The sequence below is a fragment of the Aeribacillus sp. FSL K6-1305 genome (assembly GCF_038050115.1).
Lineage (GTDB): Bacteria > Bacillota > Bacilli > Bacillales > Aeribacillaceae > Aeribacillus > Aeribacillus composti.
The window spans coordinates 768,442-792,637 of sequence record NZ_JBBOQV010000002.1 but is presented as its reverse complement, the minus strand read 5'-3'; the positions used below and the strand labels follow the sequence as shown (position 1 = coordinate 792,637).

General features: G+C 40.3%; 25 protein-coding genes and 2 other annotated features. All 25 genes read right to left on the bottom strand.

The window, feature by feature from the left end; all coding sequences use genetic code 11:
• Entirely contained in the window at positions 1-3,579 is a 3,579-nt protein-coding gene (rpoB, locus tag NST97_RS13645; RefSeq protein WP_339193827.1) for a DNA-directed RNA polymerase subunit beta, read from the bottom strand.
• A 254-nt stretch (positions 3,580-3,833) separates the two neighbouring features.
• The gene (locus NST97_RS13640) at positions 3,834-4,436 is read right to left on the bottom strand and encodes a class I SAM-dependent methyltransferase (protein ID WP_311066739.1); all 603 of its coding nucleotides are present in this window, start codon (positions 4,434-4,436) and stop codon (positions 3,834-3,836) included.
• Positions 4,437-4,540: 104 nt separating this feature from the next.
• Positions 4,541-4,906, bottom strand: coding sequence for a 50S ribosomal protein L7/L12 (gene rplL / locus NST97_RS13635; protein ID WP_063387148.1), 366 nt, complete (start codon positions 4,904-4,906; stop codon positions 4,541-4,543).
• A gap of 54 nt (positions 4,907-4,960) precedes the next feature.
• The gene (gene rplJ, locus NST97_RS13630; protein ID WP_327857009.1) at positions 4,961-5,461 is read right to left on the bottom strand and encodes a 50S ribosomal protein L10; all 501 of its coding nucleotides are present in this window, start codon (positions 5,459-5,461) and stop codon (positions 4,961-4,963) included.
• 43 nt (positions 5,462-5,504) lie between these two features.
• Positions 5,505-5,647, bottom strand: a sequence feature (ribosomal protein L10 leader region).
• A 55-nt stretch (positions 5,648-5,702) separates the two neighbouring features.
• Positions 5,703-6,401: a 50S ribosomal protein L1 gene (gene rplA, locus NST97_RS13625; protein WP_063387146.1), complete on the bottom strand. Its 699-nt coding sequence runs from the start codon at positions 6,399-6,401 to the stop codon at positions 5,703-5,705.
• Between the two features lie 103 nt (positions 6,402-6,504).
• Positions 6,505-6,930, bottom strand: coding sequence for a 50S ribosomal protein L11 (rplK, locus tag NST97_RS13620; protein WP_063387145.1), 426 nt, complete (start codon positions 6,928-6,930; stop codon positions 6,505-6,507).
• 180 nt (positions 6,931-7,110) lie between these two features.
• The gene (gene nusG, locus NST97_RS13615; protein WP_063387144.1) at positions 7,111-7,644 is read right to left on the bottom strand and encodes a transcription termination/antitermination protein NusG; all 534 of its coding nucleotides are present in this window, start codon (positions 7,642-7,644) and stop codon (positions 7,111-7,113) included.
• 116 nt (positions 7,645-7,760) lie between these two features.
• Positions 7,761-7,943 carry a preprotein translocase subunit SecE gene (gene secE, locus NST97_RS13610; protein WP_063387143.1) on the bottom strand — a complete coding sequence of 61 codons (183 nt, stop codon included), beginning with the start codon at positions 7,941-7,943 and terminating at the stop codon, positions 7,761-7,763.
• Between the two features lie 34 nt (positions 7,944-7,977).
• Complete coding sequence (gene rpmG, locus NST97_RS13605) at positions 7,978-8,121, bottom strand: 50S ribosomal protein L33 (protein WP_082829425.1); 144 nt, start codon at positions 8,119-8,121, stop codon at positions 7,978-7,980.
• A gap of 63 nt (positions 8,122-8,184) precedes the next feature.
• Entirely contained in the window at positions 8,185-8,838 is a 654-nt protein-coding gene (gene sigH, locus NST97_RS13600) for an RNA polymerase sporulation sigma factor SigH (protein ID WP_063387142.1), read from the bottom strand.
• A 79-nt stretch (positions 8,839-8,917) separates the two neighbouring features.
• Positions 8,918-9,433: an NYN domain-containing protein gene (locus NST97_RS13595; protein WP_063387141.1), complete on the bottom strand. Its 516-nt coding sequence runs from the start codon at positions 9,431-9,433 to the stop codon at positions 8,918-8,920.
• A gap of 3 nt (positions 9,434-9,436) precedes the next feature.
• Entirely contained in the window at positions 9,437-10,222 is a 786-nt protein-coding gene (gene rlmB / locus NST97_RS13590) for a 23S rRNA (guanosine(2251)-2'-O)-methyltransferase RlmB (protein WP_063387140.1), read from the bottom strand.
• Positions 10,170-10,598 (bottom strand): Mini-ribonuclease 3, encoded by a 429-nt coding sequence (locus NST97_RS13585; protein WP_066247904.1) that lies wholly within the window; start codon positions 10,596-10,598, stop codon positions 10,170-10,172. Before NST97_RS13585 ends, rlmB begins: the two co-directional genes overlap by 53 nt.
• 2 nt (positions 10,599-10,600) lie before the next feature.
• Positions 10,601-11,998, bottom strand: coding sequence for a cysteine--tRNA ligase (gene cysS / locus NST97_RS13580; protein WP_339229897.1), 1,398 nt, complete (start codon positions 11,996-11,998; stop codon positions 10,601-10,603).
• Positions 11,995-12,675: a serine O-acetyltransferase gene (cysE, locus tag NST97_RS13575; RefSeq protein ID WP_082829424.1), complete on the bottom strand. Its 681-nt coding sequence runs from the start codon at positions 12,673-12,675 to the stop codon at positions 11,995-11,997. The genes cysS and cysE overlap by 4 nt, the downstream gene beginning before the upstream one ends.
• A gap of 37 nt (positions 12,676-12,712) precedes the next feature.
• Positions 12,713-12,947: a binding site (T-box leader), on the bottom strand.
• A 42-nt stretch (positions 12,948-12,989) separates the two neighbouring features.
• A complete protein-coding gene (gltX, locus tag NST97_RS13570) occupies positions 12,990-14,450 on the bottom strand; it encodes a glutamate--tRNA ligase (protein ID WP_341343350.1) in 1,461 nt (486 codons plus the stop codon).
• Between the two features lie 71 nt (positions 14,451-14,521).
• The gene (gene ispF, locus NST97_RS13565) at positions 14,522-15,001 is read right to left on the bottom strand and encodes a 2-C-methyl-D-erythritol 2,4-cyclodiphosphate synthase (RefSeq protein ID WP_063387135.1); all 480 of its coding nucleotides are present in this window, start codon (positions 14,999-15,001) and stop codon (positions 14,522-14,524) included.
• A complete protein-coding gene (gene ispD, locus NST97_RS13560; protein WP_063387134.1) occupies positions 14,998-15,690 on the bottom strand; it encodes a 2-C-methyl-D-erythritol 4-phosphate cytidylyltransferase in 693 nt (230 codons plus the stop codon). Before ispD ends, ispF begins: the two co-directional genes overlap by 4 nt.
• Positions 15,691-15,705: 15 nt before the next feature.
• Positions 15,706-16,800, bottom strand: a complete 1,095-nt coding sequence (locus NST97_RS13555; RefSeq protein WP_130156458.1) for a PIN/TRAM domain-containing protein — start codon at positions 16,798-16,800, stop codon at positions 15,706-15,708.
• A 99-nt stretch (positions 16,801-16,899) separates the two neighbouring features.
• The gene (disA, locus tag NST97_RS13550) at positions 16,900-17,961 is read right to left on the bottom strand and encodes a DNA integrity scanning diadenylate cyclase DisA (protein WP_066247900.1); all 1,062 of its coding nucleotides are present in this window, start codon (positions 17,959-17,961) and stop codon (positions 16,900-16,902) included.
• Between the two features lie 3 nt (positions 17,962-17,964).
• Complete coding sequence (gene radA, locus NST97_RS13545; protein ID WP_130156460.1) at positions 17,965-19,341, bottom strand: DNA repair protein RadA; 1,377 nt, start codon at positions 19,339-19,341, stop codon at positions 17,965-17,967.
• 83 nt (positions 19,342-19,424) lie between these two features.
• Positions 19,425-21,860 (bottom strand): ATP-dependent protease ATP-binding subunit ClpC, encoded by a 2,436-nt coding sequence (clpC, locus tag NST97_RS13540; RefSeq protein WP_063387130.1) that lies wholly within the window; start codon positions 21,858-21,860, stop codon positions 19,425-19,427.
• Positions 21,857-22,945 carry a protein arginine kinase gene (locus tag NST97_RS13535; protein ID WP_063387129.1) on the bottom strand — a complete coding sequence of 363 codons (1,089 nt, stop codon included), beginning with the start codon at positions 22,943-22,945 and terminating at the stop codon, positions 21,857-21,859. Before NST97_RS13535 ends, clpC begins: the two co-directional genes overlap by 4 nt.
• 1 nt (position 22,946) lies before the next feature.
• Positions 22,947-23,495 (bottom strand): UvrB/UvrC motif-containing protein, encoded by a 549-nt coding sequence (locus tag NST97_RS13530; protein WP_063387128.1) that lies wholly within the window; start codon positions 23,493-23,495, stop codon positions 22,947-22,949.
• 14 nt (positions 23,496-23,509) lie between these two features.
• Positions 23,510-23,971, bottom strand: coding sequence for a CtsR family transcriptional regulator (locus tag NST97_RS13525; protein ID WP_341343349.1), 462 nt, complete (start codon positions 23,969-23,971; stop codon positions 23,510-23,512).
• Between the last annotated feature and the right edge of the window lie 225 nt (positions 23,972-24,196).

The following is a 24,196-nucleotide window of genomic DNA, read 5'->3' as shown; positions in this document are numbered from 1 at the left end:
TTACTCTTTGGCAACTGCATCTTTTTCTTCTTTATCAACAACTTCCTCTTCGATTGTATCAGTCGTTAAAGAGAGGCCATCTGACTGGGTGGAATTTACCTCATCTTCCAATTCTCTCATTTCGATTTCTTGTTCATCGCTTGAGAGAATTTTAACATCCAGTCCTAAGCTTTGAAGCTCCTTAATTAATACTTTGAAAGATTCAGGAACTCCAGGTTCAGGCACATTTTCGCCTTTTACGATTGCCTCGTATGTTTTTACACGACCGACAACATCGTCTGATTTTACAGTAAGGATTTCTTGCAATGTATATGCTGCTCCATAGGCTTCTAAAGCCCAAACCTCCATTTCTCCGAACCGCTGTCCACCGAACTGTGCTTTACCGCCGAGCGGTTGCTGTGTAACAAGCGAGTATGGACCTGTGGAACGAGCATGCAGTTTATCGTCAACCATGTGCGCCAGTTTGATCATATACATGATTCCGACAGACACGCGATTATCGAAAGGTTCCCCAGTGCGGCCGTCGTAAAGGACCGTTTTCGCATCACGGGCCATCCCAGCTTCTTCAATTGTTGACCATACATCTTCTTCTGTCGCACCATCGAATACCGGAGTTGCAACATGAATGCCCAGCTTCTTAGCCGCCATTCCTAGGTGCAATTCCAATACTTGCCCGATGTTCATCCGGGAAGGTACTCCTAATGGATTTAACATGATGTCAACTGGTGTTCCATCCGGCAAAAACGGCATGTCCTCCTCAGGGAGAATTCGGGAAATAACCCCTTTGTTTCCATGGCGGCCTGCCATTTTATCTCCTTCAGAGATTTTACGCTTCTGTACAATGTATACACGCACCAGCTGGTTGACACCTGGAGGCAGTTCATCTCCGTCTTCACGGTTAAACACTTTTACATCAAGAACAATACCTCCGCCCCCATGCGGAACACGAAGTGATGTATCACGAACCTCACGTGCTTTTTCTCCAAAAATAGCGTGCAATAATCGTTCTTCAGCAGTCAGTTCTGTAACTCCTTTTGGCGTTACTTTCCCAACAAGCAAGTCGCCGTCTTTAACTTCTGCTCCAATGCGGACAATGCCTCGTTCATCCAAGTTGCGAAGAGCGTCTTCTCCGACATTTGGAATATCACGAGTGATTTCTTCCGGACCCAATTTTGTATCACGGGATTCAGACTCATATTCTTCAATATGGATGGAAGTATAGACGTCTTCTTTTACAAGACGCTCGCTCATGATGATGGCATCTTCATAGTTATATCCATCCCATGTCATAAAGGCGACAAGTACATTTCGGCCTAAAGCAAGCTCTCCCTTTTCCATGGAAGGACCGTCAGCTAAAATTTCGCCTTTCTCGACTTCGTCTCCAACAGATACAATTGGGCGCTGATTGTAGCACATTCCTTGGTTGGAACGGACGAATTTCAACAATTTGTACTCGTCGAGATCACCTTTAACCTTTTGGCCGTCCACTTCTTCATAACGGCGAACTAAAATTCTGTTGGCTTCAACTCGTTCGACAACGCCTGCGTGCTTGCAGATGACAGCTGCTCCAGAGTCTCTAGCCGATACATACTCCATTCCGGTACCAACAATAGGCGCTTCTGGTTGAAGCAAAGGAACAGCTTGGCGCTGCATGTTCGCACCCATTAATGCACGGTTGGAGTCATCGTTTTCCAAGAACGGGATACAAGCTGTTGCTGCTGATACAACTTGCTTAGGCGAAACGTCCATGTAGTCGACACGGTCTTTTTTCACCACTATGTTTTCCCCGCGGAAACGGGCAACAATATTATCTTCTAAAAACGTTCCATCCTCTGCTACTGGCACGTTAGCCTGAGCAACAACATAGTTATCTTCTTCGTCAGCTGTCAAATAGTCAATTCGGTCTGTTACCTTCCCTGTTTCAGGGTCAACTCTTCTATACGGCGTTTCAATAAAACCGAAACGGTTTACTTTTGCATATGTTGATAATGAGTTAATCAATCCGATATTTGGACCTTCAGGCGTTTCAATTGGACACATGCGTCCATAATGGGAATAATGGACGTCGCGAACTTCAAAGCCTGCTCGTTCACGTGTGAGTCCGCCAGGCCCCAATGCAGATAAACGGCGCTTATGCGTCAGTTCTGCAAGAGGATTTGTTTGATCCATGAATTGGGACAATTGGGAGCTGCCAAAAAATTCTTTAATGGCCGCAATTACTGGACGGATGTTGATTAATTGCTGCGGAGTAATCGTATTGGCATCCTGAATGGACATTCTTTCCCTCACAACACGCTCCATCCGTGAAAGTCCGATTCGGAACTGGTTTTGCAAAAGCTCCCCTACCGAACGAAGACGGCGGTTTCCTAGATGGTCAATATCATCTGTATTTCCTACTCCATATAGCAAATTAAAGAAGTAGCTGATGGACGCAATAATGTCTGCTGGCGTAATGTTTTTTACACTTTCATCAATGTTTGCGTTGCCAACAACGTTGAGAATTTTTTCTCCATCCGGATCGTTTGGAGCATAAATTTTAATAGATTGGTACGTGATGTCTTCATCAACTACTCCACCATCAGGAGTGAATTTTTTAAAACCTATTCCTTTTTCAAGGTAAGGCAAAATTTTATCCAGCGTTCTTCTATCAATAATAGTTCCTTTTTCAGCAATGATTTCTCCAGTTTCAGGGTCGACTAGAGTTTCTGCTAATCGTTGATTAAAGAGTCGGTTTTTGATATGAAGTTTCTTGTTAATTTTATATCTGCCGACACTTGCTAAATCATATCTTTTTGGATCAAAGAAACGGGAGATCAATAAGCTTTTTGCGTTTTCAACTGTTGGCGGTTCACCAGGACGCAGGCGTTCGTAAATTTCAAGAAGCGCCTTTTCTGGGCTTTCGGTATTGTCTTTATCCAACGTATTTCTTAAATATTCATTTTCTCCGAACACATCGATGATTTCTTGATCAGAGCCAAACCCAAGGGCACGTAAAAGAACCGTAACTGGTAATTTGCGAGTGCGATCAATGCGGACATATATAACATCTTTTGCATCTGTTTCGTACTCTAACCAAGCGCCACGGTTTGGAATGACGGTAGCTGTAAAGCCCTTCTTACCGTTTTTATCAATTTTGTCGCTGTAGTAAACACTAGGTGAACGGACTAATTGGGAAACAATTACTCGTTCTGCGCCATTGATCACAAATGTGCCGGTTTCCGTCATAAGCGGAAAATCGCCCATAAATACATCTTGATCTTTCACTTCGCCTGTTTCTTTATTAATTAGGCGCACTTTTACCCGCAGCGGGGCAGAATAAGTAACATCGCGTTCTTTTGCTTCTTCAACGGAGTATTTCGGTTCACCTAAGCTGTAGTCAATAAACTCAAGCGAGAGGTTACCAGTGAAATCTTCGATAGGAGATATGTCTTGAAACATTTCACGAAGACCCTCATCAAGAAACCACTGATACGAAGAGGTTTGGATTTCAATAAGATTAGGTAATTCCAACACTTCTTTAATACGCGCATAACTTCTGCGTTGGCGGTGTCGTCCGTACTGAACTAGTTGACTTGTCAACTGAGTCACCCCTCAAATCAGCATAATAATATCTTGTAAATAGCATTCCATGTTTTATATAATAAAATAAATACTATTACAAGTAAAAAGAAAAAGGATTTTCTTTATGAAAAAAGAAAACCACTGCGCAGAAATAGTTGATTTTATTATTTTTTCCTTAATGGATTGGTTCTATACATCCAAGAAAAAATTTAGCTACAAATGGAAATTAATATATTGGCATTTTATAATGTTAACATATCCTGGATTGCAGGTCAATCTTTTTTTGCTTTAAAAATATAATAGCCTTTTTTTCTCTCTGCCACTTCTACCGAACGAAACAGAGTCTCCAGCTTTTGTTTTGCGGAAGGAGCCCCCTGCTTTTTTTGGATAACGATCCAAAGCTCTCCATGGTCTTTTAAATGATCAAAGCTTTTTTCAAATATATGATGGACGACTTGTTTTCCAGCCCGAATGGGAGGGTTTGCTAAAATAGCAGCATACCATTTCCCTTCCAGCTTTTCAAACAAATTGCTTTGAAACACACGGACATTTTGAATGTTGTTTATTCGAGCATTCAGTTCTGCAAGTTCGATTGCCCTTTCATTTATATCGATCATATCAATCATTCTATCGGGTTCCGATTTTGCAATTGACAATCCGATCGGTCCGTATCCGCAGCCTACATCCAAAATATCTCCTGGAATTTCGGGAGCAGCGAAAGTTTCAATTAATAGCTGCGTTCCAAAATCAACCTCCCGTTTTGAAAAAACTCCGCGGTCGGTCATGAACGCAAATGGATGATTTCTCAACGTGCACTCAATTTTTCTCCTATTGCTTTCCACTTCCGGTTTTTCCGAAAAATAATGTTCGCTCATTTTCTGCACCCCTTTTTTAGGAGTATTTTCTACGGGCAGAAATTCATACATAAAAGAAAAGCCCGCCAATGAATCAGCGAGCTTTTCTATTTATTTAACAGCTTTTACTTAACTTCAACTTCTGCTCCAACTTCTTCAAGTTTTGCTTTAAGTTCTTCAGCTTCTTCTTTAGATACGCCTTCTTTTAATGGTTTTGGAGTGTTGTCAACTAATTCTTTTGCTTCTTTTAAGCCAAGGCCAGTGATTTCACGAACAACTTTGATAACTTTAATTTTTTGTGCACCTGCATTAGCAAGAATAACATCGAATTCAGTTTTTTCTGCAGCAGCTTCACCGCCGCCAGCGCCACCAACCACAGCAACAGGAGCAGCAGCAGTTACGCCAAATTCTTCTTCGATTGCTTTTACTAAGTCGTTAAGTTCAAGAACAGTCATTTCTTTTATCGCTTCAATAATTTGTTCTTTTGTCATTTGTTTTTCCTCCTTATGTTCTAAATTGCTAATAGTTTAATACGAAAATTGGCTTTAAGCGCCTTGCTCTTCTTTTTGATCTGCAACTGCTTTTGTTGCAAGTGCAAAGTTGCGAATAGGAGCTTGCAGTACAGAAAGCAACATAGAAAGCAAGCCTTCGCGAGATGGAAGGTCAGCAATCGCTTTAATTTCATCAACTGTTGCAACATTGCCTTCGATGACGCCAGCTTTAATCTCAAGCGCTTCATGCTCTTTTGCAAAATCATTCAAAATTTTAGCAGGCGCCACGACATCTTCAGTGCTAAATGCGATAGCGTTTGGACCAGTCAGCACTTCTTCCAATCCGGAAATTTCCGCTTGTTCAACAGCACGGCGAGTTAACGTATTTTTGTAAACCTTGAACTCTATATTTGCTTCACGAAGTTTTTTGCGCAATTCCGTTACTTCCGCTACATTAAGACCGCGGTAATCTACGATAACAGTAGAGACGCTTTCACGGAATTTGGCTGCAATTTCTTCAACGATCTGTTTCTTCTTTTCAATTGCGCTGCTCATTTGTTTACACCTCCTGCAAATTGAAAATGAACACTTATACCGCCGGTGAAATGAAATACCTCCATGCCCGCAGACATGGAGGTATCGTACAAATAAGCAAACGTTCCGCTTAATCTATATCATACACCTCGGTAGGATATTAAGCCTTTCGGCACCTACTGTCTACGGTATAAATGAATTCTATTTAATTACACAACATTTTTATTTTACTAAAATACATCCTGCTTGTCAAACCGGTTTATTATTTCACGACAAAGCTGGAAGGATCCACTTTAATTCCAGGGCCCATTGTAGACGTTACAGAAACGTTTTTCATGTAAGTGCCTTTTGCCGCTGCCGGTTTTGCTTTTAATAGCGCATCGTAGATTGTTGTAAAGTTTTCAACTAATTTTTCACTGTCAAAAGAAGTTTTTCCGATTGGAACATGAACGTTCCCAGCTTTATCTACACGGTATTCAACTTTACCAGCTTTAATTTCTTTGACAGCTTTTTCAACTTCAAATGTTACCGTTCCTGTTTTAGGGTTCGGCATTAAACCTTTAGGACCTAAAATACGTCCAAGTTTACCGACTTCACCCATCATATCAGGGGTAGCCACAACAACATCAAAGTCAAACCAGCCTTGTTGAATTTTATTGATGTAGTCGCTGTCGCCGACATAATCCGCACCAGCAGCTTCCGCTTCTTTTGCTTTTTCCCCTTTAGCGAACACTAATACACGTTGTGTTTTACCTGTACCGTTCGGCAGTACAACAGCCCCGCGGATTTGCTGATCGTTTTTACGAGGATCAACGCCAAGGCGGAATGCAACTTCAACTGTCGCATCAAAGTTTGCGATATTCGTTTTCTTTACTAATTCAATTGCTTCTTTTACGTCATAAGCTTTTGAACGATCAACAAGCTTTGCAGCTTCTAAATATTTTTTACCTCTTTTTGCCATATCATTTTCCTCCTTATGTGGTTTTAGCGGAATAACCTCCCACGAATAAAGGTTGCGAACTTGAATAAACAAACTCGCAACCTACTACACCAATGCATATTGATTAGTCTTCGATCACAATGCCCATGCTTCGGGCTGTGCCTTCAACCATACGCATTGCTGCTTCAACGCTAGCTGCATTTAAGTCAGGCATTTTCGTTTCGGCAATTTCGCGAACTTTATCGCGTTTAATTGTTGCCACTTTATTACGATTCGGTTCACCAGAACCTGATTCAATTCCAGCTGCTTTTTTCAAAAGAACGGCAGCAGGCGGAGTTTTCGTAATAAATGTAAATGAACGGTCTTCAAATACCGTAATTTCAACAGGAATAATTAAGCCAGCTTGATCAGCCGTGCGAGCGTTGAACTCTTTACAGAATCCCATGATATTAACCCCAGCTTGACCGAGAGCAGGTCCTACTGGCGGCGCAGGATTAGCTTTACCTGCAGGAATCTGCAATTTCACGATTTTAATCACTTTTTTAGCCACGAGACACACCTCCTTAAGTCCGTGATGTGGTAATAGGGTAAAACCCTCCCACTCATGCAACATCCTTCTTTATATGAATGAGAGAAAGATTAATGCATCATTCAGTCTCTTTCAGAGACATATCGACTTAAGAAATATTACCATTTTTAATTAATGATTTCAAGTTTGTTTTTCTACATTTTACAATTTGGAAACTTGGGAAAAATCTAGTTCAACTGGTGTTTCACGCCCAAACATATTGACGAGAACTTTGACTTTTTTTCTATCTGTATCGATTTCTTCGATAACGCCCGTGAAATTAGCAAACGGGCCGTCATTTACTTTTACCGTTTCTTTTAATTCAAAATCAACTTCCACACGAGCCTCTTCTATTCCCATGCGTTTGAAAATTGCCTGTACTTCTTCCGGCAAAAGCGGAGTTGGTTTAGATCCAGACCCTGCAGAGCCGACGAATCCGGTAACTCCGGGAGTGTTGCGGACCACATACCATGAATCATCCGTCATGATGAGCTCTACTAAAACATACCCAGGGAAAACCTTTTTTTTCGTCACTTTTTTCTTTCCGCTTTTCATATCCATTTCTTCTTCTTCAGGGACGATCACACGAAAAATTTTGTCCTGCATGCCCATTGACTCTACGCGTTTTTCTAAATTCGCTTTTACTTTATTTTCATAGCCGGAATATGTATGCACAACATACCAGTTCTTTTCCATATCAGAGGACCTTGTCCTTCCCTCCCCATTTCATTTTTAGGCAATGAAAAAACCCGTTTACCGGGTTTACTGACGGACTTATGAATAATATCTATTATATCATGGATAAAAGGCTTTTATTCAAGAATAAGCCTTAATAACTCAGAAATTCCTAAGTCGACAATAGCAAAAAATATAGCAAAAAAGGCTACCGTTGTAATGACCGTAATCGTATAGCGAACCAATTCCTTTCTTTTCGGCCAGCTGACCTTTTTCATTTCTTTTACGACATCTCGAAAAAATCCAGTCAAGCGCTGCATTTGTTTACCTCCAGAAATCCAAGAATCGTGCAATTTACTTTGTTTCCCGATGAGTGGTATGAGCTTGGCACGTTTTACAAAACTTTTTGATTTCCAACCGTTCTTCGGTCGCCTTTTTCATCGTTGAATAATTTCGGCTGCCGCATTGAGAACAAGCTAGAACTATTTTTTTCCTCATATTGCACCTACCGATACTTACTCTATTAAACAGTAACATAATGGCAATTTTTATGTCAATGAGTTATGAAGTAAATTCCCTCAGCTCCAAGTATCTTTCTAGCTTTCTTTTCACCCGCTGCAAGGCATTGTCAATAGATTTTACATGCCTGTTTAATTCTTCTGAAATTTCTAAATAGGAACGGCCTTCCAAATAAAGGGACAACACTTTCCGTTCAAGATCAGATAATATTTCCCCCATTTTCAATTCTATATCATCAAACTTTTCCTGGTTAATGATGAGTTCTTCTGGATCCATTACTTTTGCTCCAGATATTACATCCATCAGTGTGCGATCTGACTCTTCATCATAAATGGGTTTATCCAATGAAACATACGAGTTTAGAGGAATATGTTTTTGACGGGTAGCAGTTTTAATGGCAGTAATCATTTGGCGGGTAATGCACAACTCGGCAAATGCCTTAAAGGAGGTAAGCTTGTCCTCTTTAAAGTCACGAATCGCTTTATATAATCCAATCATCCCCTCTTGAATTATATCCTCACGATCCGCCCCGATGAGAAAGTAGGATCTTGCCTTGGCCCGCACAAAGTTCCGGTATTTTGTGATCAAGAAATCCAATGCAGCGCTGTCGCCTTTGTGGACGAGCTCTACAATTTGTTCATCTTCAAGCTTCTGCAATTTTTTTATTTTTTCCCCCTTGTTGTCTTGAACACTCATGCAAATCACCCCGACCGCGCATACAATTATTAGAAATATTATACTGCAAGATTTCCATAAACGTCAACTTATGTCAAAATTACGATAAATCTCCTCTTCTCCATTTTTCGAACCTTTCGGCAACTTCATAAGAAAGGCGAATCTTCGAAGCGGGGCGCTCGCCCTGAATTTGCTGAATTTTTTTTCGAATGCTTTCTTCAATAGACACCACTTCGTTATATAGCTCGCGCGCCGATTTTCTCAAAGCTCCCTGGGAAAAAATCGTCCATTGTTCTATATAGTCGGATGTTGCTACATAAATTTTCGTCTTAATATTTTTTAATGTTTTGGCCAGCTTTTCAATCCGTTCATCAGCGGTTTCATTTTCTCTCGTGAAAATTATTTCCACGCGATTATCTAAATATTTTTTTTCAATTCCTTTCACTAAATGAGCATCAAAAACGACAATCACCTTCATCCCCGTGTATGCTTGATATTCGGCCATCTTGTTGATCAGGATCTTCCTTGCATCCTCCAAATTGTTTTCATCTTTTAATTTTTGCAGATCAGGCCAAGCACCAATAATGTTGTATCCATCGACTAATAAAATATCCATTGGCTACTCTCCTGATGGCCGCCGTTTGCGAAAAACTTCATACATTAATAGACTGGCAGCAACGGAGGCGTTCAAAGAAGTAACATGACCAACCATCGGGATTTTCACAAGGAAGTCGCACTTTTCTTTTACTAAGCGGCTGATTCCTTTCCCTTCACTGCCGATTACTAATGCAACGGGCAGTTTCCCGTCAATTGTCCGATAATCGTCTTCCCCTTTTGCATCAGTGCCGTAAATCCATATACCTCTGTTTTTCAGCTCGTCAATCGTGCGTGCCAAGTTTGTCACGCGGACTACGGGAACATATTCAATTGCTCCCGTTGACGTTTTTGCCACTACATTGGTTAAACCGACCGCCCGGTTCTTTGGAATAATAATGCCGTGTACTCCAGCAGCATCAGCTGTTCTCATAATCGAGCCGAGATTTGCCGGATTTTCAATTTCATCTAGAATCAGAAAAAAGGGCGCTTCCCCGCGTTCGTCAGACAATTTGAACAAATCTTCAAAATCCGTATACTTATATGCAGCAACTTGCGCAATGACTCCTTGGTGGCTGCCCGAAACGATCTGATCGAGCTTTTTCTTTGGAACGAATTGAACTGCTACCCCTTTATTTTTCGCCAGCATTATAATTTGCTGCGCTTGTTTAGTATATGAATTTTCCGCAATAAACACTTTGTTAATATCCCTGTTCGATTTCAATGCTTCGATAACCGAATTCTTCCCGTATATATATTCATCCGCCACGTTCAACTCCCCCTTTCTCGTATGTTGCAGCGATTGCAGCATCTATGACGTTGTTTAGCCGATCTTGATCACCTGTTAAAAAAAGATAGCCGATTAAAGATTCGAAAGCCGTGCTGTATCGGTATGTTTGTACATCGGTATTTTTCGGCACCGTGTTTGATTTGGCATTTCGCCCTCTTTTCATTATTTCCAGCTCTTCTTCATTGAAAAAGCCGTTGTCAGTTAATGTTTTTAAAATCGCTGCCTGCGCTTTGGCCGAAACAAACGACTTCGCCAATTTATGAAGCTGGCCCGGTTTGACAGTTCCTTTTGATAACAGATGATGCCTGACAAATACTTCATATACAGCATCGCCCATATATGCTAAAACAAGACCATTAAGCTGCCGTGCTTCTTTTATTTTTTCAAGCTCAATCATATTTATCCTCTTTTCCACCTTGTTCCTTGAGGCGTATCTTCCAATATAATGTTCATTTCCTTGAGCTGATCTCGAATTTTGTCGGCTAGAGCAAAATTTCTTTCTTTTCTAGCTTGATTTCGCTCGTTTATCAGCCTTTCAATGTCTTCGTCCAGCAGCTCTTGAACATCAAATGTCAAACCTAATACATCGCCAAATTCATTAAATAGCTGCAAAAATGCCTTAATTACTTTTTCGGAGGTGTTTTTTCTTTCCAAATAATAGTTTGCATTTTTCACTAAATCGAAAATGACAGATATAGCATTCGCCGTATTGAAATCGTCGTCCATTTCATGAATAAATTCCTTCTTTAGCCGGCTGATTTCTTCCAGCCATTTTTCATCATCATTAGTGAGATTCGCACTGCTTTCCAGACGATGCTTTAAATTGATATATGAGGTGCGGATTCTTTCCAATCCGTTTTTTGTACTATCCAAAAGTTCTTTCGAATAATTGATAGGATGTCGGTAGTGTACAGACAGCATAAAAAATCGAAATACTTGTGGTTCATACTGCTTTAAAACATCTTGAACAAGAATAAAATTGCCAAGTGATTTAGACATCTTCTCATTGTTGATATTAATATAACCGTTATGCATCCAATATTTCGCAAAAGGTTTGCCGGTAAGCGCTTCGGATTGTGCGATCTCATTTTCATGATGCGGAAAAGTTAAATCTTGGCCGCCTGCATGAATATCAATTGTATCCCCTAAATATTTTCTTGCCATTGCAGAGCATTCAATATGCCATCCAGGACGTCCTTTTCCCCAAGGGCTATCCCATGAAATTTCCCCTTCTTTTGCTGCTTTCCAAAGTGCAAAATCAAGCGGATCTCTCTTTTTTTCGCCAATTTGTATTCTGGCACCGGCATGAAGCTCATCTATTGATTGATGCGAAAGCTTTCCGTATTCCTTAAAATACCGTGTTTTATAATACACATCTCCGTCGACTTCATAGGCATAATTTTTGTCAATGAGAGCTTGGATGAATTCAATGATTGTCTCCATATTTTCCGTCACACGAGGATGAACATCCGCTCTTTTGCATCCCAGTGCATCAATATCAGAAAAATAGGCCTTAATAAATCGTTCTGCAATCTCCGGAACCGTTTCGCCCAAATCATTTGCAGCTTTAATCAATTTATCATCCACATCGGTAAAATTCGACACATATTTCACATCGTACCCTCTGTACTCCAAATATCGACGAACTGTATCATATACAATGGCTGGTCTAGCATTTCCGATGTGAATATAGTTGTAAACGGTAGGACCGCAAACATACATCTTTACCTTGTTGTCCTCTAAAGGAATAAATTCTTCCTTTTTCCTGGATAATGTATTATAAATTTTGATGCTCATTGAACGCCCTCCTTTTTTTTCAGATTATCTAATTCTGCCTTTAATTTTCCTATTTCTTTTTCAAGCTCTTTTAATTTATCTGAAATAGGATCCGGCAAATCTCTATGATTTAAATCTTTTCTCACCTTTTTCCCGTTTTGCACAACAACTCTCCCCGGAATGCCTACAACAGTCGAATTATCCGGAACATCGCGCAAAACGACGGAACCTGCGCCAATTTTCGAGTTTTCTCCAATCGTAATAGATCCTAATACCTTCGCGCCAGCTGCAATGAGAACATTATTTTTGATGGTAGGATGCCGTTTCCCCTTTTCTTTACCTGTTCCGCCTAATGTAACTCCTTGATATACAGTAACATTATCGCCAATTTCACAAGTCTCGCCAATAACGACACCCATGCCATGATCGATGAAAAAACGACGACCGATTTTGGCACCAGGGTGGATTTCAATTCCCGTGAAAAAGCGGCTTATTTGCGAAATGACCCTGGCGATAAAGTACAATTTCCGTTTGTAAAACGCATGCGCCAACCGATGAGCCCATATGGCGTGAAGGCCTGAATAAGTTAAGATCACTTCTAAATAAGATCTCGCAGCAGGGTCTTGGTCAAAAACGACTTCCACATCTTCTTTTAATATTTTCCACATATTTTTCTCCCTCCCATAAAAAGTAATCATAATACCCTACTGAAAAAGAAATGCGCCTCTGTCTAGACACAGAGACGCAAATAAGCGCGGTTCCACTCTGTTTAGGGAAAAGGTATAGCTTTTCTTTTCCCTCAACTTTAACTCTTATAACGGTGAGTCTCCGCTTTTGTCTACTCCCGCTGGTTTCGACAAAAGACTCGAAGGGGCATTTCAGAAAGCGCGTGCTTAAACCTCTTTCAGCCAAAGGAGGTTCTCTCTGAAAAGCCGTTTGCTTTCTTACTTCTCCTTCTCAACGTTTTTCCGTCATCTGTTCATACATACTATATTACAATTTTTTTAAAAAGTTAATCTAGTGCTTTTTCCAGCCTTGTGATAATCTTTCCTTTTCCTAAGAGCTCAAGGGCAAGCGGCAGCTCAGGACCGTGTGTCTGCCCGGTTGTCGCAACGCGAATCGGCATGAACAATTTTTTCCCCTTTTGACCTGTCGCTTTTTGAACTGACTTAATCGCTTTTTTGATTTCATCTGCTTTGAAATCTTGAATTGCTTTCACTTCTTCCAAAAATGCGCTTAACACGGAAGGAACTTGTTCTTCTTGAAGCACAAGCTTTCCTTCTTCATCGAGCTCTATCTCTTCCTTAAAAAACATTTCGCTTAATTCGACAATTTCTGCACCGTAGCTCATTTGATCTTGATATAGGGAAATGAGGCGGCGCACCCAATTTTTTTCATCGTCTGACATATTTTCACTGACGCGTCCGGCTTTTACGAGGTGGGGCAGCGAAAGGTCGACTACTTTTTCGAGATCAAGCTTTTTCATGTACTGATTGTTCATCCATTTTAATTTCAGTGTGTCGAAAACAGCAGGTGATTTTGATAATCGGTTTGGATCAAAAATTTTAATAAACTCTTCTTTGCTGAAAATCTCTTCTTCCCCAACAGGAGACCATCCTAACAAACCGATAAAATTAAAGAGCGCTTCAGGCAAATACCCTAATTCAGCATATTGTTCAATAAATTGAATGATGCTCTCATCACGCTTGCTTAATTTTTTTCTGTTTTCATTGACGATTAACGTCATATGACCAAAAACAGGCGGCTCCCATCCAAAAGCTTCATAAATCATCATTTGCTTCGGTGTATTGGAGATATGGTCTTCTCCGCGCAACACATGACTGATTTCCATTAAATGATCGTCGACGGCGACGGCAAAATTATAAGTCGGTGTTCCGTCTTTTTTCACGATGACAAAATCCCCAAAATCATCGGACTCAAAAGAAATATCTCCTTTTACGATATCGTTCCATTTATATATTTTTCCTTTTGGAACCCGGAAACGAATGCTTGGTTTCCGTCCTTCTTTTTCGAGTGCCTCTTGCTGTTCTTTAGAAAGGTGTGCGCATTTCCCTGAATATCTTGGCATTTCACCGCGATCGATTTGCGCTTGACGCTCGTTTTCAAGCTCCTCTTCCGTACAATAACATTTATACGCCAAGTCTCTTTCCAAGAGCTCTTCATAATATTTTTCATAAATGCTTGTCCGCTCCGATTGTCGATAAGGACCGTAATCTCCGCCCTTGTCTATGCTTTCGTCCCAATCAATTCCAAGCCATTTTAAATAAAAAAGCTGGCTTTGTTCTCCTCCTTCGATATTCCGCTTTTGATCGGTATCTTCAATTCGGATAATAAATTTCCCATTTTGGCTTCTAGCGAACAAATAATTAAATAATGCAGTGCGTGCGTTTCCAATATGTAAATGCCCCGTCGGACTCGGTGCATAGCGAACCCGTATTCCGTTGTCAGCCATATTTTGTCCCTCCAATAATCAAACCGTAATTCTTTAAAATATTGTACCACCAAACCATTGATGTTCAAAGATTACTTTTTCTTTTGCAATAAAACGATTGACTGTGCAGCGATTCCTTCCCCGCGTCCTGTAAACCCAAGCTCCTCCGTCGTCGTTGCTTTAACATTCACTTGGTCAAGTTCAGCCTCCAAGAGCTCCGCAATTCTAGTACGCATTTGATGGATGTAAGGCGCCATTTTTGGTTTTTGAGCAATAATTGTACAATCCGCATTGCCTAATATATAGCCTTTCTCCTTTACCAAGTTCCATACCTCTTGAAGCAATTTCGCCGAGTCAATATCTTTATATGCAGGATCCGTATCAGGAAAATGCTTGCCGATATCTCCTTCTCCAATCGCTCCCAAGCAGGCATCTGTCAATGCATGAAGAAGAACATCAGCATCAGAATGTCCAAGCAATCCTTTTTCATAAGGAATGTTGACTCCACCGATCACAAGCGGTTTTCCTTCCACAAGCTGATGAACATCAAAACCTTGTCCAATCCGAATCATTCCCTTTCCCCTCTTTCACTCTCTAAAATCGCACGGGCAAAAATCAAATCTTCAGGGGTTGTAAGTTTTATATTTGAATAATCCCCATGTACAATACAAACTTTTTCGCCAATTCTTTCTACAAGACTTGCATCGTCTGTTCCTACAAATTGATCCCTATTGGCCGCTTCATGAGCTTTTAATACGATGGAAAGACGAAAAGCTTGTGGCGTTTGAACTGCCCACAAGCTAGAACGTTCAACAGTATCAATGACTTCCATATTGCGAACTCTTTTCACAGTATCCTTTACAGGAACGGCTACGACCGCTGCGCCCTCTAAATGAGCCTTTTCAACAAGCTGATGAATGGTTTCCCTGCGAATGAAAGGCCTTGCACCGTCGTGAATTAATATTATACCATCTTCTTCAACAGCTTTTAACCCGTTGTAAACACTATATTGGCGTTCCTGTCCTCCGGGAACTAGTTTTTGCACTTTTTTTATTTTATATTTTTTCAGTAAAGAAAGAAATTCTTCACGCTCTTTCTCGTTTATAACTAGAACAATTTCGGTGCATTGAGGATCTTTTTCAAACACCATTAAAGTATGAACAATCACAGGTAAAGAATTAAGTTTGATAAACTGTTTATTTTTTCCTGCCCTCATTCTTTTCCCTTGCCCTGCAGCTGGTATGACAACCCGATATTCCATCTTCTTTCTCCCTTATTACAATGCTTTTTCCAGCAGCTTTGGCTTTGCAAAAATCATTCGTCCGGCAGATGTTTGAAGAACGCTTGTAACGAGAATATCAATATTTTTCCCGATATAGTCCCTTCCGTCCTCGACAACAATCATCGTGCCATCATCAAGATAAGCAACACCTTGGTTATGCTCTTTTCCATCCTTAATTACTTGGACATTTAACTCTTCCCCTGGTAGTACAATCGGTTTTACCGCATTGGCTAAATCGTTGATGTTCAAAACAGAGACGTTTTGGAGCTCACATACTTTATTTAAATTGAAATCGTTTGTGACCACAACGCCTTGAATGATTTTTGCCAGTTTTACAAGCTTGCTGTCGACTTCTTGTATATCTTCGAAGTCGCCTTCCCATATTTCCACTTTAATGTCCAGCTCTTTTTGGATTTTATTTAAAATATCCAGACCTCTTCTTCCTCGATTTCTTTTTAGCACATCTGAAGAATCCGCTATATGCTGAAGTTCCTCCAACACAAATTGAGGAATAATAATGGTCCCTTCTAAAAAACCTGTTTGACAAATATCTGCAATCCTGCCATCTATAATAACACTTGTATCTAATATTTTTAAGCTTTTCTTTTCAACATTTTCCTCTTCTTCTTGAGAGGCTTTCTTCTTGCTGATTCTTGCTGTAATCGAAAACAAGTTCAACAGTTCGTCGCGCTTTTTATATCCGATTTGAAAACCTAAATATCCTAAAATTATGGTTAAAAAGATCGGAACAATGTTATTGATAATTGGGTATGGAAGTTCAGATAATGAAATTCCAATCAAATAAGCAATAATCAGACCAAAAATTAATCCTAAACTGCCAAATAATACATCCGTAACCGGAGCTTTCACTAATTTCTCTTCTATAAATTTTATCCAATTCACCACATAATCCACTAGCCAGAAGGAGGTTATATAAAATAAAATTGCACCTAATATCGCCAATGTATATGGTGTCATCAGAAATGGAATATCATCAAGATTTAAGAGAAATAATAATTCCGGTATAAACAAAACACCTAACGTTCCGCCAACAAAAAAGAAAAATATTTGAACAATTCGTTTTAACATACCTCCACCTCCTTTATTTCATTATATACACTTTCAAACCTTTCAAACATCTAAAAACAAGGATTGTAAAAATATTGATAAATTACTGTAAAGGATGTGTTAGAGCTCCCTTGCAATGTTATACTGATCTTGGAGGCGCCTTAATCCTTCCTTAATTTTCCTCGCCCTAACTTCACCTATTCCTTCCACTTCATCAAGCTTTTCTACGGTAGCATTTGCAATTTGTTTCAAATTTTCAAAGGTTGTCACTAAATTTTCAATAATAACGGAAGGAAGCTTTGGTATTTTATGCAAAAACCGGTATCCTCGAGGAACAACAGGTTCATTCATATTGGTAAAATGGGGATATCCGAGCAGCTTCAATAAAACCGCATCATCTAATAATGCTGAGCTGGACAATTCTTGCAGCTGCTTTAATACAGGAATAGGATCATTCAGCCGCTCCATGCTGTAATCTTTGATAAGCAGAGCCGCTTCTTTTTCAATATCTGCTAAAAGCTCGGTCATCTGAAGCTGAATCAGCTGCCCTTCTGTACCGAGTTCGTAAATATAATTAATAATTTCACTCTTAATTCGCAGCACCATTTCTATTCTATGTAAAACTTGGATCACTTCATCGATCGTGACTAAATCTTCAAACTCTAAAGATCCTAAATTATTAATGGATTGGTCAGTGGCAGATTTATACTTTTCCAACGTCCGCAAAGCTTGATTGGCCTTCGTCAAAATGACGCCGATATCCCTCAAAGCATAGCGGGAATTGCCAAAATATAATGTGACGACATTTCTTCTTTCAGAAATAGCAATTACGAGATTTCCTGTTTGCTTTGCTACTCGTTCAGCTGTTCTATGCCTCATGCCTGTTTCTCTTACCTCTATGCTCGTATCCGGAACGAGCTGTGCGTTTGCGTATAAAATTTTTTGCCCTGAGTCGCTTAAAATAATGGCTCCATCCATTTTAGCTAGTTCATATAAATAGGCGGGGGAAAAAGGGCAATTGATATAAAATCCCCCGTCTACAATTTGTTTGATTTTTTCGTTATATCCTACAACAATTAGCCCCCCGGTCTTTGCGCGCAGCACGTTTTCAATTCCTTCCCGGATTGGTGTGCCTGGGGCTACAAATTGCAAGATTTCCTTAAGCGATTTTTCTTGTTTCATAGCTTATCCCCCTATTGCAAGTTCGAGCGCTTCTGAAATGTTTTGCACACCGACAATTTCTATATCTTCCGGCCATTTCCAACCGCCCAGATTGGCTTTCGGTAAAAAAATCCGCTTAAATCCCAGTTTGGCAGCTTCTTGTACACGCTGTTCAATTCGTGAAACCCTTCTAATTTCTCCTGTTAAACCAACCTCACCTACAAAAACATCATAAATGTTCGTCGGAACATCTTTAAAGCTTGAAGCTATACTGATGCAAATTGCCAAGTCAATTGAAGGCTCGTCTAATTTCACCCCGCCGGCAACTTTTAAGTAGGCATCTTGGTTTTGGAGCAATAAACCAACACGTTTTTCCAATACCGCCATCAACAAAGAAACACGATTATGATCAATCCCATTTGCCATCCTTCTTGGGTTTCCAAAGCTTGTCGGGGTGATTAAAGCTTGTATTTCGACTAGAACAGGTCTTGTCCCTTCCATGGAAGCGACTACTGTTGAACCAGATGCCCCTTTTGCACGCTCTTCTAAAAACACTTCTGACGGGTTGAGCACTTCTTTAAGACCTGCTTCCTTCATTTCAAAAATTCCTATTTCGTTAGTGGATCCGAACCTGTTTTTAACTGCCCGTAAAATTCGGTACGTATGGTGTCGATCACCTTCAAAATACAATACAGTATCAACCATATGTTCTAAAATGCGCGGCCCTGCAATTGTGCCGTCTTTTGTTACATGACCGACAATAAAAATCGGAATTCCTTTTGTCTTTGCCAATCTCATTAATTCAGCCGTACATTCTCGAACCTGAGATACGCTTCCAGGAGCAGAAGCAATTTCACTGTTATAAATCGTTTGAATGGAATCAATGATGACAAAAGCCGGTTCAGTTTCCATTATGGATTGAATGATGATTTCTAAGTCCGTTTCAGAAAGCACGAAAAGTCTTTCGCCTTTTACCCCGAGTCGGTCGGAGCGAAGTTTTGTCTGTTTTAAAGATTCTTCTCCCGAAATGTATAAAACATCGTTCCCTCTCTCTGCCAGCTGTGAGGAGACTTGCAATAAGAGAGTGGATTTTCCAATTCCAGGATCCCCTCCAATTAAAACGAGAGACCCTTTTACAATTCCGCCTCCCAATACGCGGTTAAACTCATGAAGTCCTGTAAGCATTCTAGGTTCTTGCGCAGCTTGGATTTGATGAATTGGAGAAGGTTTGCTGACAGTGGATGATTCGGAATGACTAAAAGCAATGCGGTGTTTTCCCTTTGGCTTGATAACTTCTTCAACCATTGAATTCCATTCGCCGCACCCTGGACATTTTCCCATCCATTTCGGCGATTCATATCCGCACGATTGACAAATAAATTTTGATTTGATCTTTGACATTCGGTTATTCCCCACTTTGTTCAATCGATAAACGACAATATAATGAAAGAGAGGGGCATACGTGAAGCAGTATGCCCATTGGATTATTGAACCTTTTCTGCAGTTTTTACGACAAATTCATTATTTTGCACGTCCAATACAACTTTTTGACCTTGCGAGATCGTGCCTTTCAATAATTCCTCTGATAAGCGATCTTCGACATATTTTTGAATCGCTCTCCGCAACGGACGCGCTCCATATTCTAAGTCAAAGCCCTCTTCAGCCAGCTTTTCTTTTGCACGATCCGTTAATTCGAGTTCTATATCCTGTTCTTTTAATCGTTTTGTCAGCTGATCCGCCATCAGCGAAACAATTTCTTTCAAATGTTTTTTCTCTAAAGAGTGGAACACAATAATTTCGTCAATCCGGTTCAAAAATTCAGGACGAAATGCTTTTTTCAGTTCATCCATCACTTTGTTTTTCATATCTTTATAATTTTCATTTTCGTCTTGAACATTAAAGCCGACATATTTATTCCGTTTTAATTCGCTTGCCCCTACATTTGAAGTCATAATTAAAATCGTATTTCGAAAATCAACGGTGCGCCCTTTTGAGTCTGTGAGTCTTCCGTCTTCAAGCACCTGCAGCAAAATGTTAAACACATCTGGATGAGCTTTTTCAATTTCATCCAATAATACGACTGAGTATGGCTTGCGGCGCACTTTTTCCGTCAATTGTCCTCCCTCTTCATAGCCTACATATCCAGGAGGCGAACCAACGAGCCTTGACGTAGAATGCTTCTCCATATATTCTGACATATCGATTCGAATCATAGCATCTTCGTCACCAAACATTGCTTCAGCTAATGCACGGGCTAATTCCGTTTTCCCTACACCTGTCGGTCCTAAGAAGATAAATGAACCGATCGGACGCTTCGGATCTTTTAAGCCTGCACGTGCCCGTCTGACAGCTTTTGCGACTGCAGTGACAGCTTCTTCTTGACCAATAACGCGCGAGTGTAAAATTTCTTCGAGATTCAAAAGCCGCTCTGATTCTGTTTGTGCAAGTTTAACAACCGGAATTCCCGTCCAGCTTGAAACAACCATTGCAATATCCTCTACGGTCACTTCAGAATTTTCTTGACCTTGTTTTTCCTTCCATGATTTTTTCGTTTCCTCTAATTCCTCTCTGAGCCGCTGTTCTGTATCTCTTAATGAAGCTGCTTTTTCAAATTCTTGGCTTTGGACTGCAGCTTCTTTTTCTTTTCGCACTTCTTCTAATTTTTGCTCCAATTCCTTTAAATTCGGAGGTGTTGCAAATGAACGAAGACGGACTTTGGAGCCTGCTTCATCAATCAAGTCAATCGCTTTATCAGGCAGGAACCGATCGGAAATATACCGATCTGAAAGTTTAACAGCAGCTTCAATCGCCTCATCGGAAATGGATACCCGGTGGTGTGCTTCATATCGGTCTCTTAAGCCTCTTAAAATTTGAATGCTCTCTTCAATGGACGGTTCGTCGACTTGGATTGGCTGGAAGCGCCGTTCAAGTGCAGCATCCTTTTCAATATATTTACGGTATTCATCCAAAGTTGTTGCCCCAATACATTGCAATTCTCCCCGAGCCAAAGCAGGTTTTAAAATGTTGGAAGCATCAATTGCACCTTCCGCCCCGCCTGCGCCGATCAGTGTATGAAGCTCGTCAATAAATAAAATGATGTTTCCTGCTTGGCGAATTTCATCCATTACCTTTTTAAGGCGGTCCTCAAATTCCCCTCTATATTTTGTGCCAGCTACAACTGTTCCCATATCAAGGGTCATAACGCGCTTATCTCTCAAAATTTCAGGAACCTCATTATTCACAATTTGCTGAGCAAGTCCCTCTGCTATGGCAGTTTTCCCAACACCAGGTTCACCTATTAAAACAGGATTATTTTTTGTTCTTCGGCTCAAAACCTCGATGACACGCTGAATTTCTTTGCTTCGGCCGATGACTGGATCAAGTCCGCCCTCCCGTGCAACAGCCGTTAAGTCCCGCGCAAGACTATCAAGCGTCGGAGTATTTGCGTTTGTCATCGAACTTCCTTGGTGGCTTGAGGATACTTCATTGCTGCCTAACAACTGTAAAACTTGCTGACGCGCTTTGTTCAAGCTTACTCCGAGATTGTTTAAAACACGCGCAGCAACTCCCTCGCCTTCTCGAATTAATCCCAATAGAATATGTTCTGTTCCGACATAAGAATGTCCTAATTTTCTTGCTTCATCCATTGACAGTTCAATGACTTTCTTTGCTCTCGGTGTGTAATGGATCGTTTGCGAAATTTCTTGTCCCCGTCCTATCAGGCTTTCCACTTCATTTTGGATTTTTTCTGGACTTAATCCTAGAGCGTGAAGCGCTTTAGCGGCAATTCCTTCTCCTTCGCGCACGAGCCCAAGCAATATGTGCTCTGTGCCGATATTGTTATGTCCGAGGCGTACAGCTTCTTCCTGCGCTAAAGCAAGCACTTTTTGCGCCCGTTCCGTAAATCTCCCAAACATCATTGTTCATCATCCTCCCTTTGCTTCCTTTCTAATTGAAGCCTTTCACGAATTAATGTTGCCCTGCGAATATCCCGTTCATTCGGCCGTAGAACTCCTCCTGAATATTGTTGCAGAAATCCGGGCTGAATTAAAATCATAAGCTCATTTAAAACACTGCGTGGAACATTTTGAATAATTCCCAGGTCAATTCCTAAGCGCACATCTGATAAACATTGAATTGCTTCTTTCGATGGAATAATTCTGCTGTATTTGAGAGTGCCGTAAGAACGATATACACGGTCTTCTAGATGATGCGGATTCGTTTTATATAAAGCATCTCTTGCAGCCCGTTCTTGAGCAATTAATTGCCCGACAACACCTATTAAATCATCGACAATATCGTCTTCTGATTTGCCGAGCGTAATTTGGTTCGAAATTTGGAATATATTACCTATCGCTTCGCTTCCTTCTCCGTACCGACCTCTCACGACCAATCCTAATTGATTGATAGCAGGTATAATTTGGTTAATCTGCTGTGTTAAGACAAGTCCTGGAAGGTGCATCATCACGGAAGCCCGCAAGCCGGTACCGACATTTGTTGGACAGCTAGTTAAGTAGCCCCTATGTTCATCAAATGCATAATCTACTTTTTCCTCAATCCAATCGTCAAGATTCATTGCCATTTTCAACGCTTCTTTTAGCTGAAGGCCCGGGAACAAACATTGAATTCTAATATGATCCTCCTCGTTTATCATGATGCTCACTTCTTCGTTTTCAGATAAAAGGCACCCTCCAAGTGCTGATTCTTCCATTAAATAAGGACTAATCAAATGCTTCTCTACAAGTACGCGTTTTTGAATAGGCTGAAGTTCATTCATTTTCAGCAGCACGAATGTCCCTAAACCGTCAAACACTCTTTGTGAAAATGATTCTTCAAATGTATTTAAAACAGCCAAGGCTTCTTCATTCGACATAATGGTAGGGAAGCTGATATTTTCTATATTTCGCGCCAATCTGACTCGGCTGCTCAGCACAATATCGGAATCAGGTCCTTCTTGATTCATCCAAGGGCTCATGGCTGAACGAATAAATTTTTGAAAGGACATGTCATACTCCCCTTTCGTTCCGTCCATTTATCTTCGCTTCAATGGACCGAATTTCATCCCGAACTTGAGCTGCTCTTTCGAATTCCTCTTTCGCAATTAATTCTTGCAGTTCCTGTTTAAGCATTTTCAGGCGCTTTTTCAAATGAATACTTCCACCGGTCCGTTTCGGTACTTTACCGCCGTGAGTTGTATTCCCGCCATGAACACGTTTTAAAATCGGGGTAATTTGGTGATAAAACGTTTTGTAACAATGGGAGCACCCGAATTTACCAATTTTCGTAAATTGATCAAACGTCATATTACATTTCTCACATTGAATGACCTGATTTTTCTTGAAAACATTTTGCCCTTGGCTGCTAATGGCGCTGTCCATATTTAATAATCCGGACAATAAGTTGTTTATAGAAAAGCCTGGATTCATATTGAATATGAATACATCACTTTTTTCCTGTGCACATTTTTCACATATATGCACTTCAGTCTTTTCGCCGTTGATAATTTTTGTAAAGTGGAAAGTAGCGGGCCTTTCATGACATTCTTGACAAATCATCGTCCATCACATCCTCACTTGTATTTTAACGAGGTGAGCATCGCCTTCATCATCCTTGCCCTCAATTCGTCTCGATCAGGCAAATCAATATATAAAACAGACCGATCAATTACGCTCAACATAATTTTCGCTTCTCTTTCTGATATAACCTCTTCATCAGCCAGTCTTAAAATAATATCTTCTGCCGCCGACTGTGACAGCCTTTTTCCAATGGCATTTAAAATTTGATTGATCAGCTGGATACGGTCATTGATTCGAATCTTCATAATTCGGATATAACCGCCTCCACCCCTTTTGCTTTCGACAATGTAACCCCGTTCAATTGTAAAACGAGTGTTGATCACGTAATTGATTTGCGATGGAACACATTGAAATTTATCCGCAATTTCACTTCTTTTAATTTCAACAATTTCTTTTCCGCTAGAATCTAATACATGCTTTAAATATTGCTCGATAATATCAGATATATTCCGCACCTCGAAAAACACCTCCTTCAACTTTTTGATTGGAATTGCAAAACGCTCAAGAAATGTGCAATATCCTTGAGGGATAGGAGGCAAGATGTTTACGTAATGCTTATTTCCTAAACGATAACAACTAGTCACTTGACTTTGACTATATTTGACCTTAATTATAATATAAATTTTTTTTTGTGTCATTTCAACAAAAAAGCTCACTAATAATATTGCCATTTACAATAT

What these genes read in the sequence shown, in the direction of transcription:
- rpmG (WP_082829425.1), bottom strand. Translation starts at nt 8,121, where the DNA reads ATGAGGAAAAAAATAGTTCTAGCTTGTTCTCAATGCGGCAGCCGAAAT.
- ispF (WP_063387135.1), bottom strand. Translation starts at nt 15,001, where the DNA reads ATGATTCGGATTGGACAAGGTTTTGATGTTCATCAGCTTGTGGAAGGA.
- secE (WP_063387143.1), bottom strand. Translation starts at nt 7,943, where the DNA reads ATGCAGCGCTTGACTGGATTTTTTCGAGATGTCGTAAAAGAAATGAAA.
- rplJ (WP_327857009.1), bottom strand. Translation starts at nt 5,461, where the DNA reads ATGAGCAGCGCAATTGAAAAGAAGAAACAGATCGTTGAAGAAATTGCA.
- gltX (WP_341343350.1), bottom strand. Translation starts at nt 14,450, where the DNA reads ATGGCTGACAACGGAATACGGGTTCGCTATGCACCGAGTCCGACGGGG.
- NST97_RS13585 (WP_066247904.1), bottom strand. Translation starts at nt 10,598, where the DNA reads ATGATTGAGCTTGAAAAAATAAAAGAAGCACGGCAGCTTAATGGTCTT.
- disA (WP_066247900.1), bottom strand. Translation starts at nt 17,961, where the DNA reads ATGAAACAAGAAAAATCGCTTAAGGAAATCTTGCAATTTGTAGCCCCA.
- rplL (WP_063387148.1), bottom strand. Translation starts at nt 4,906, where the DNA reads ATGACAAAAGAACAAATTATTGAAGCGATAAAAGAAATGACTGTTCTT.
- ispD (WP_063387134.1), bottom strand. Translation starts at nt 15,690, where the DNA reads ATGGAATATCGGGTTGTCATACCAGCTGCAGGGCAAGGGAAAAGAATG.
- nusG (WP_063387144.1), bottom strand. Translation starts at nt 7,644, where the DNA reads ATGGAAAAGAACTGGTATGTTGTGCATACATATTCCGGCTATGAAAAT.
- NST97_RS13530 (WP_063387128.1), bottom strand. Translation starts at nt 23,495, where the DNA reads ATGATTTGTCAAGAATGTCATGAAAGGCCCGCTACTTTCCACTTTACA.
- cysE (WP_082829424.1), bottom strand. Translation starts at nt 12,675, where the DNA reads ATGATTACTTTTTATGGGAGGGAGAAAAATATGTGGAAAATATTAAAA.
- rlmB (WP_063387140.1), bottom strand. Translation starts at nt 10,222, where the DNA reads ATGCTGCAATCGCTGCAACATACGAGAAAGGGGGAGTTGAACGTGGCG.
- clpC (WP_063387130.1), bottom strand. Translation starts at nt 21,860, where the DNA reads ATGATGTTTGGGAGATTTACGGAACGGGCGCAAAAAGTGCTTGCTTTA.
- NST97_RS13535 (WP_063387129.1), bottom strand. Translation starts at nt 22,945, where the DNA reads ATGTCCTTTCAAAAATTTATTCGTTCAGCCATGAGCCCTTGGATGAAT.
- cysS (WP_339229897.1), bottom strand. Translation starts at nt 11,998, where the DNA reads ATGAGCATCAAAATTTATAATACATTATCCAGGAAAAAGGAAGAATTT.
- NST97_RS13555 (WP_130156458.1), bottom strand. Translation starts at nt 16,800, where the DNA reads ATGTTAAAACGAATTGTTCAAATATTTTTCTTTTTTGTTGGCGGAACG.
- radA (WP_130156460.1), bottom strand. Translation starts at nt 19,341, where the DNA reads ATGTCAAAGATCAAATCAAAATTTATTTGTCAATCGTGCGGATATGAA.
- sigH (WP_063387142.1), bottom strand. Translation starts at nt 8,838, where the DNA reads ATGAGTGTTCAAGACAACAAGGGGGAAAAAATAAAAAAATTGCAGAAG.
- NST97_RS13595 (WP_063387141.1), bottom strand. Translation starts at nt 9,433, where the DNA reads ATGGATATTTTATTAGTCGATGGATACAACATTATTGGTGCTTGGCCT.
- NST97_RS13640 (WP_311066739.1), bottom strand. Translation starts at nt 4,436, where the DNA reads ATGAGCGAACATTATTTTTCGGAAAAACCGGAAGTGGAAAGCAATAGG.
- rplA (WP_063387146.1), bottom strand. Translation starts at nt 6,401, where the DNA reads ATGGCAAAAAGAGGTAAAAAATATTTAGAAGCTGCAAAGCTTGTTGAT.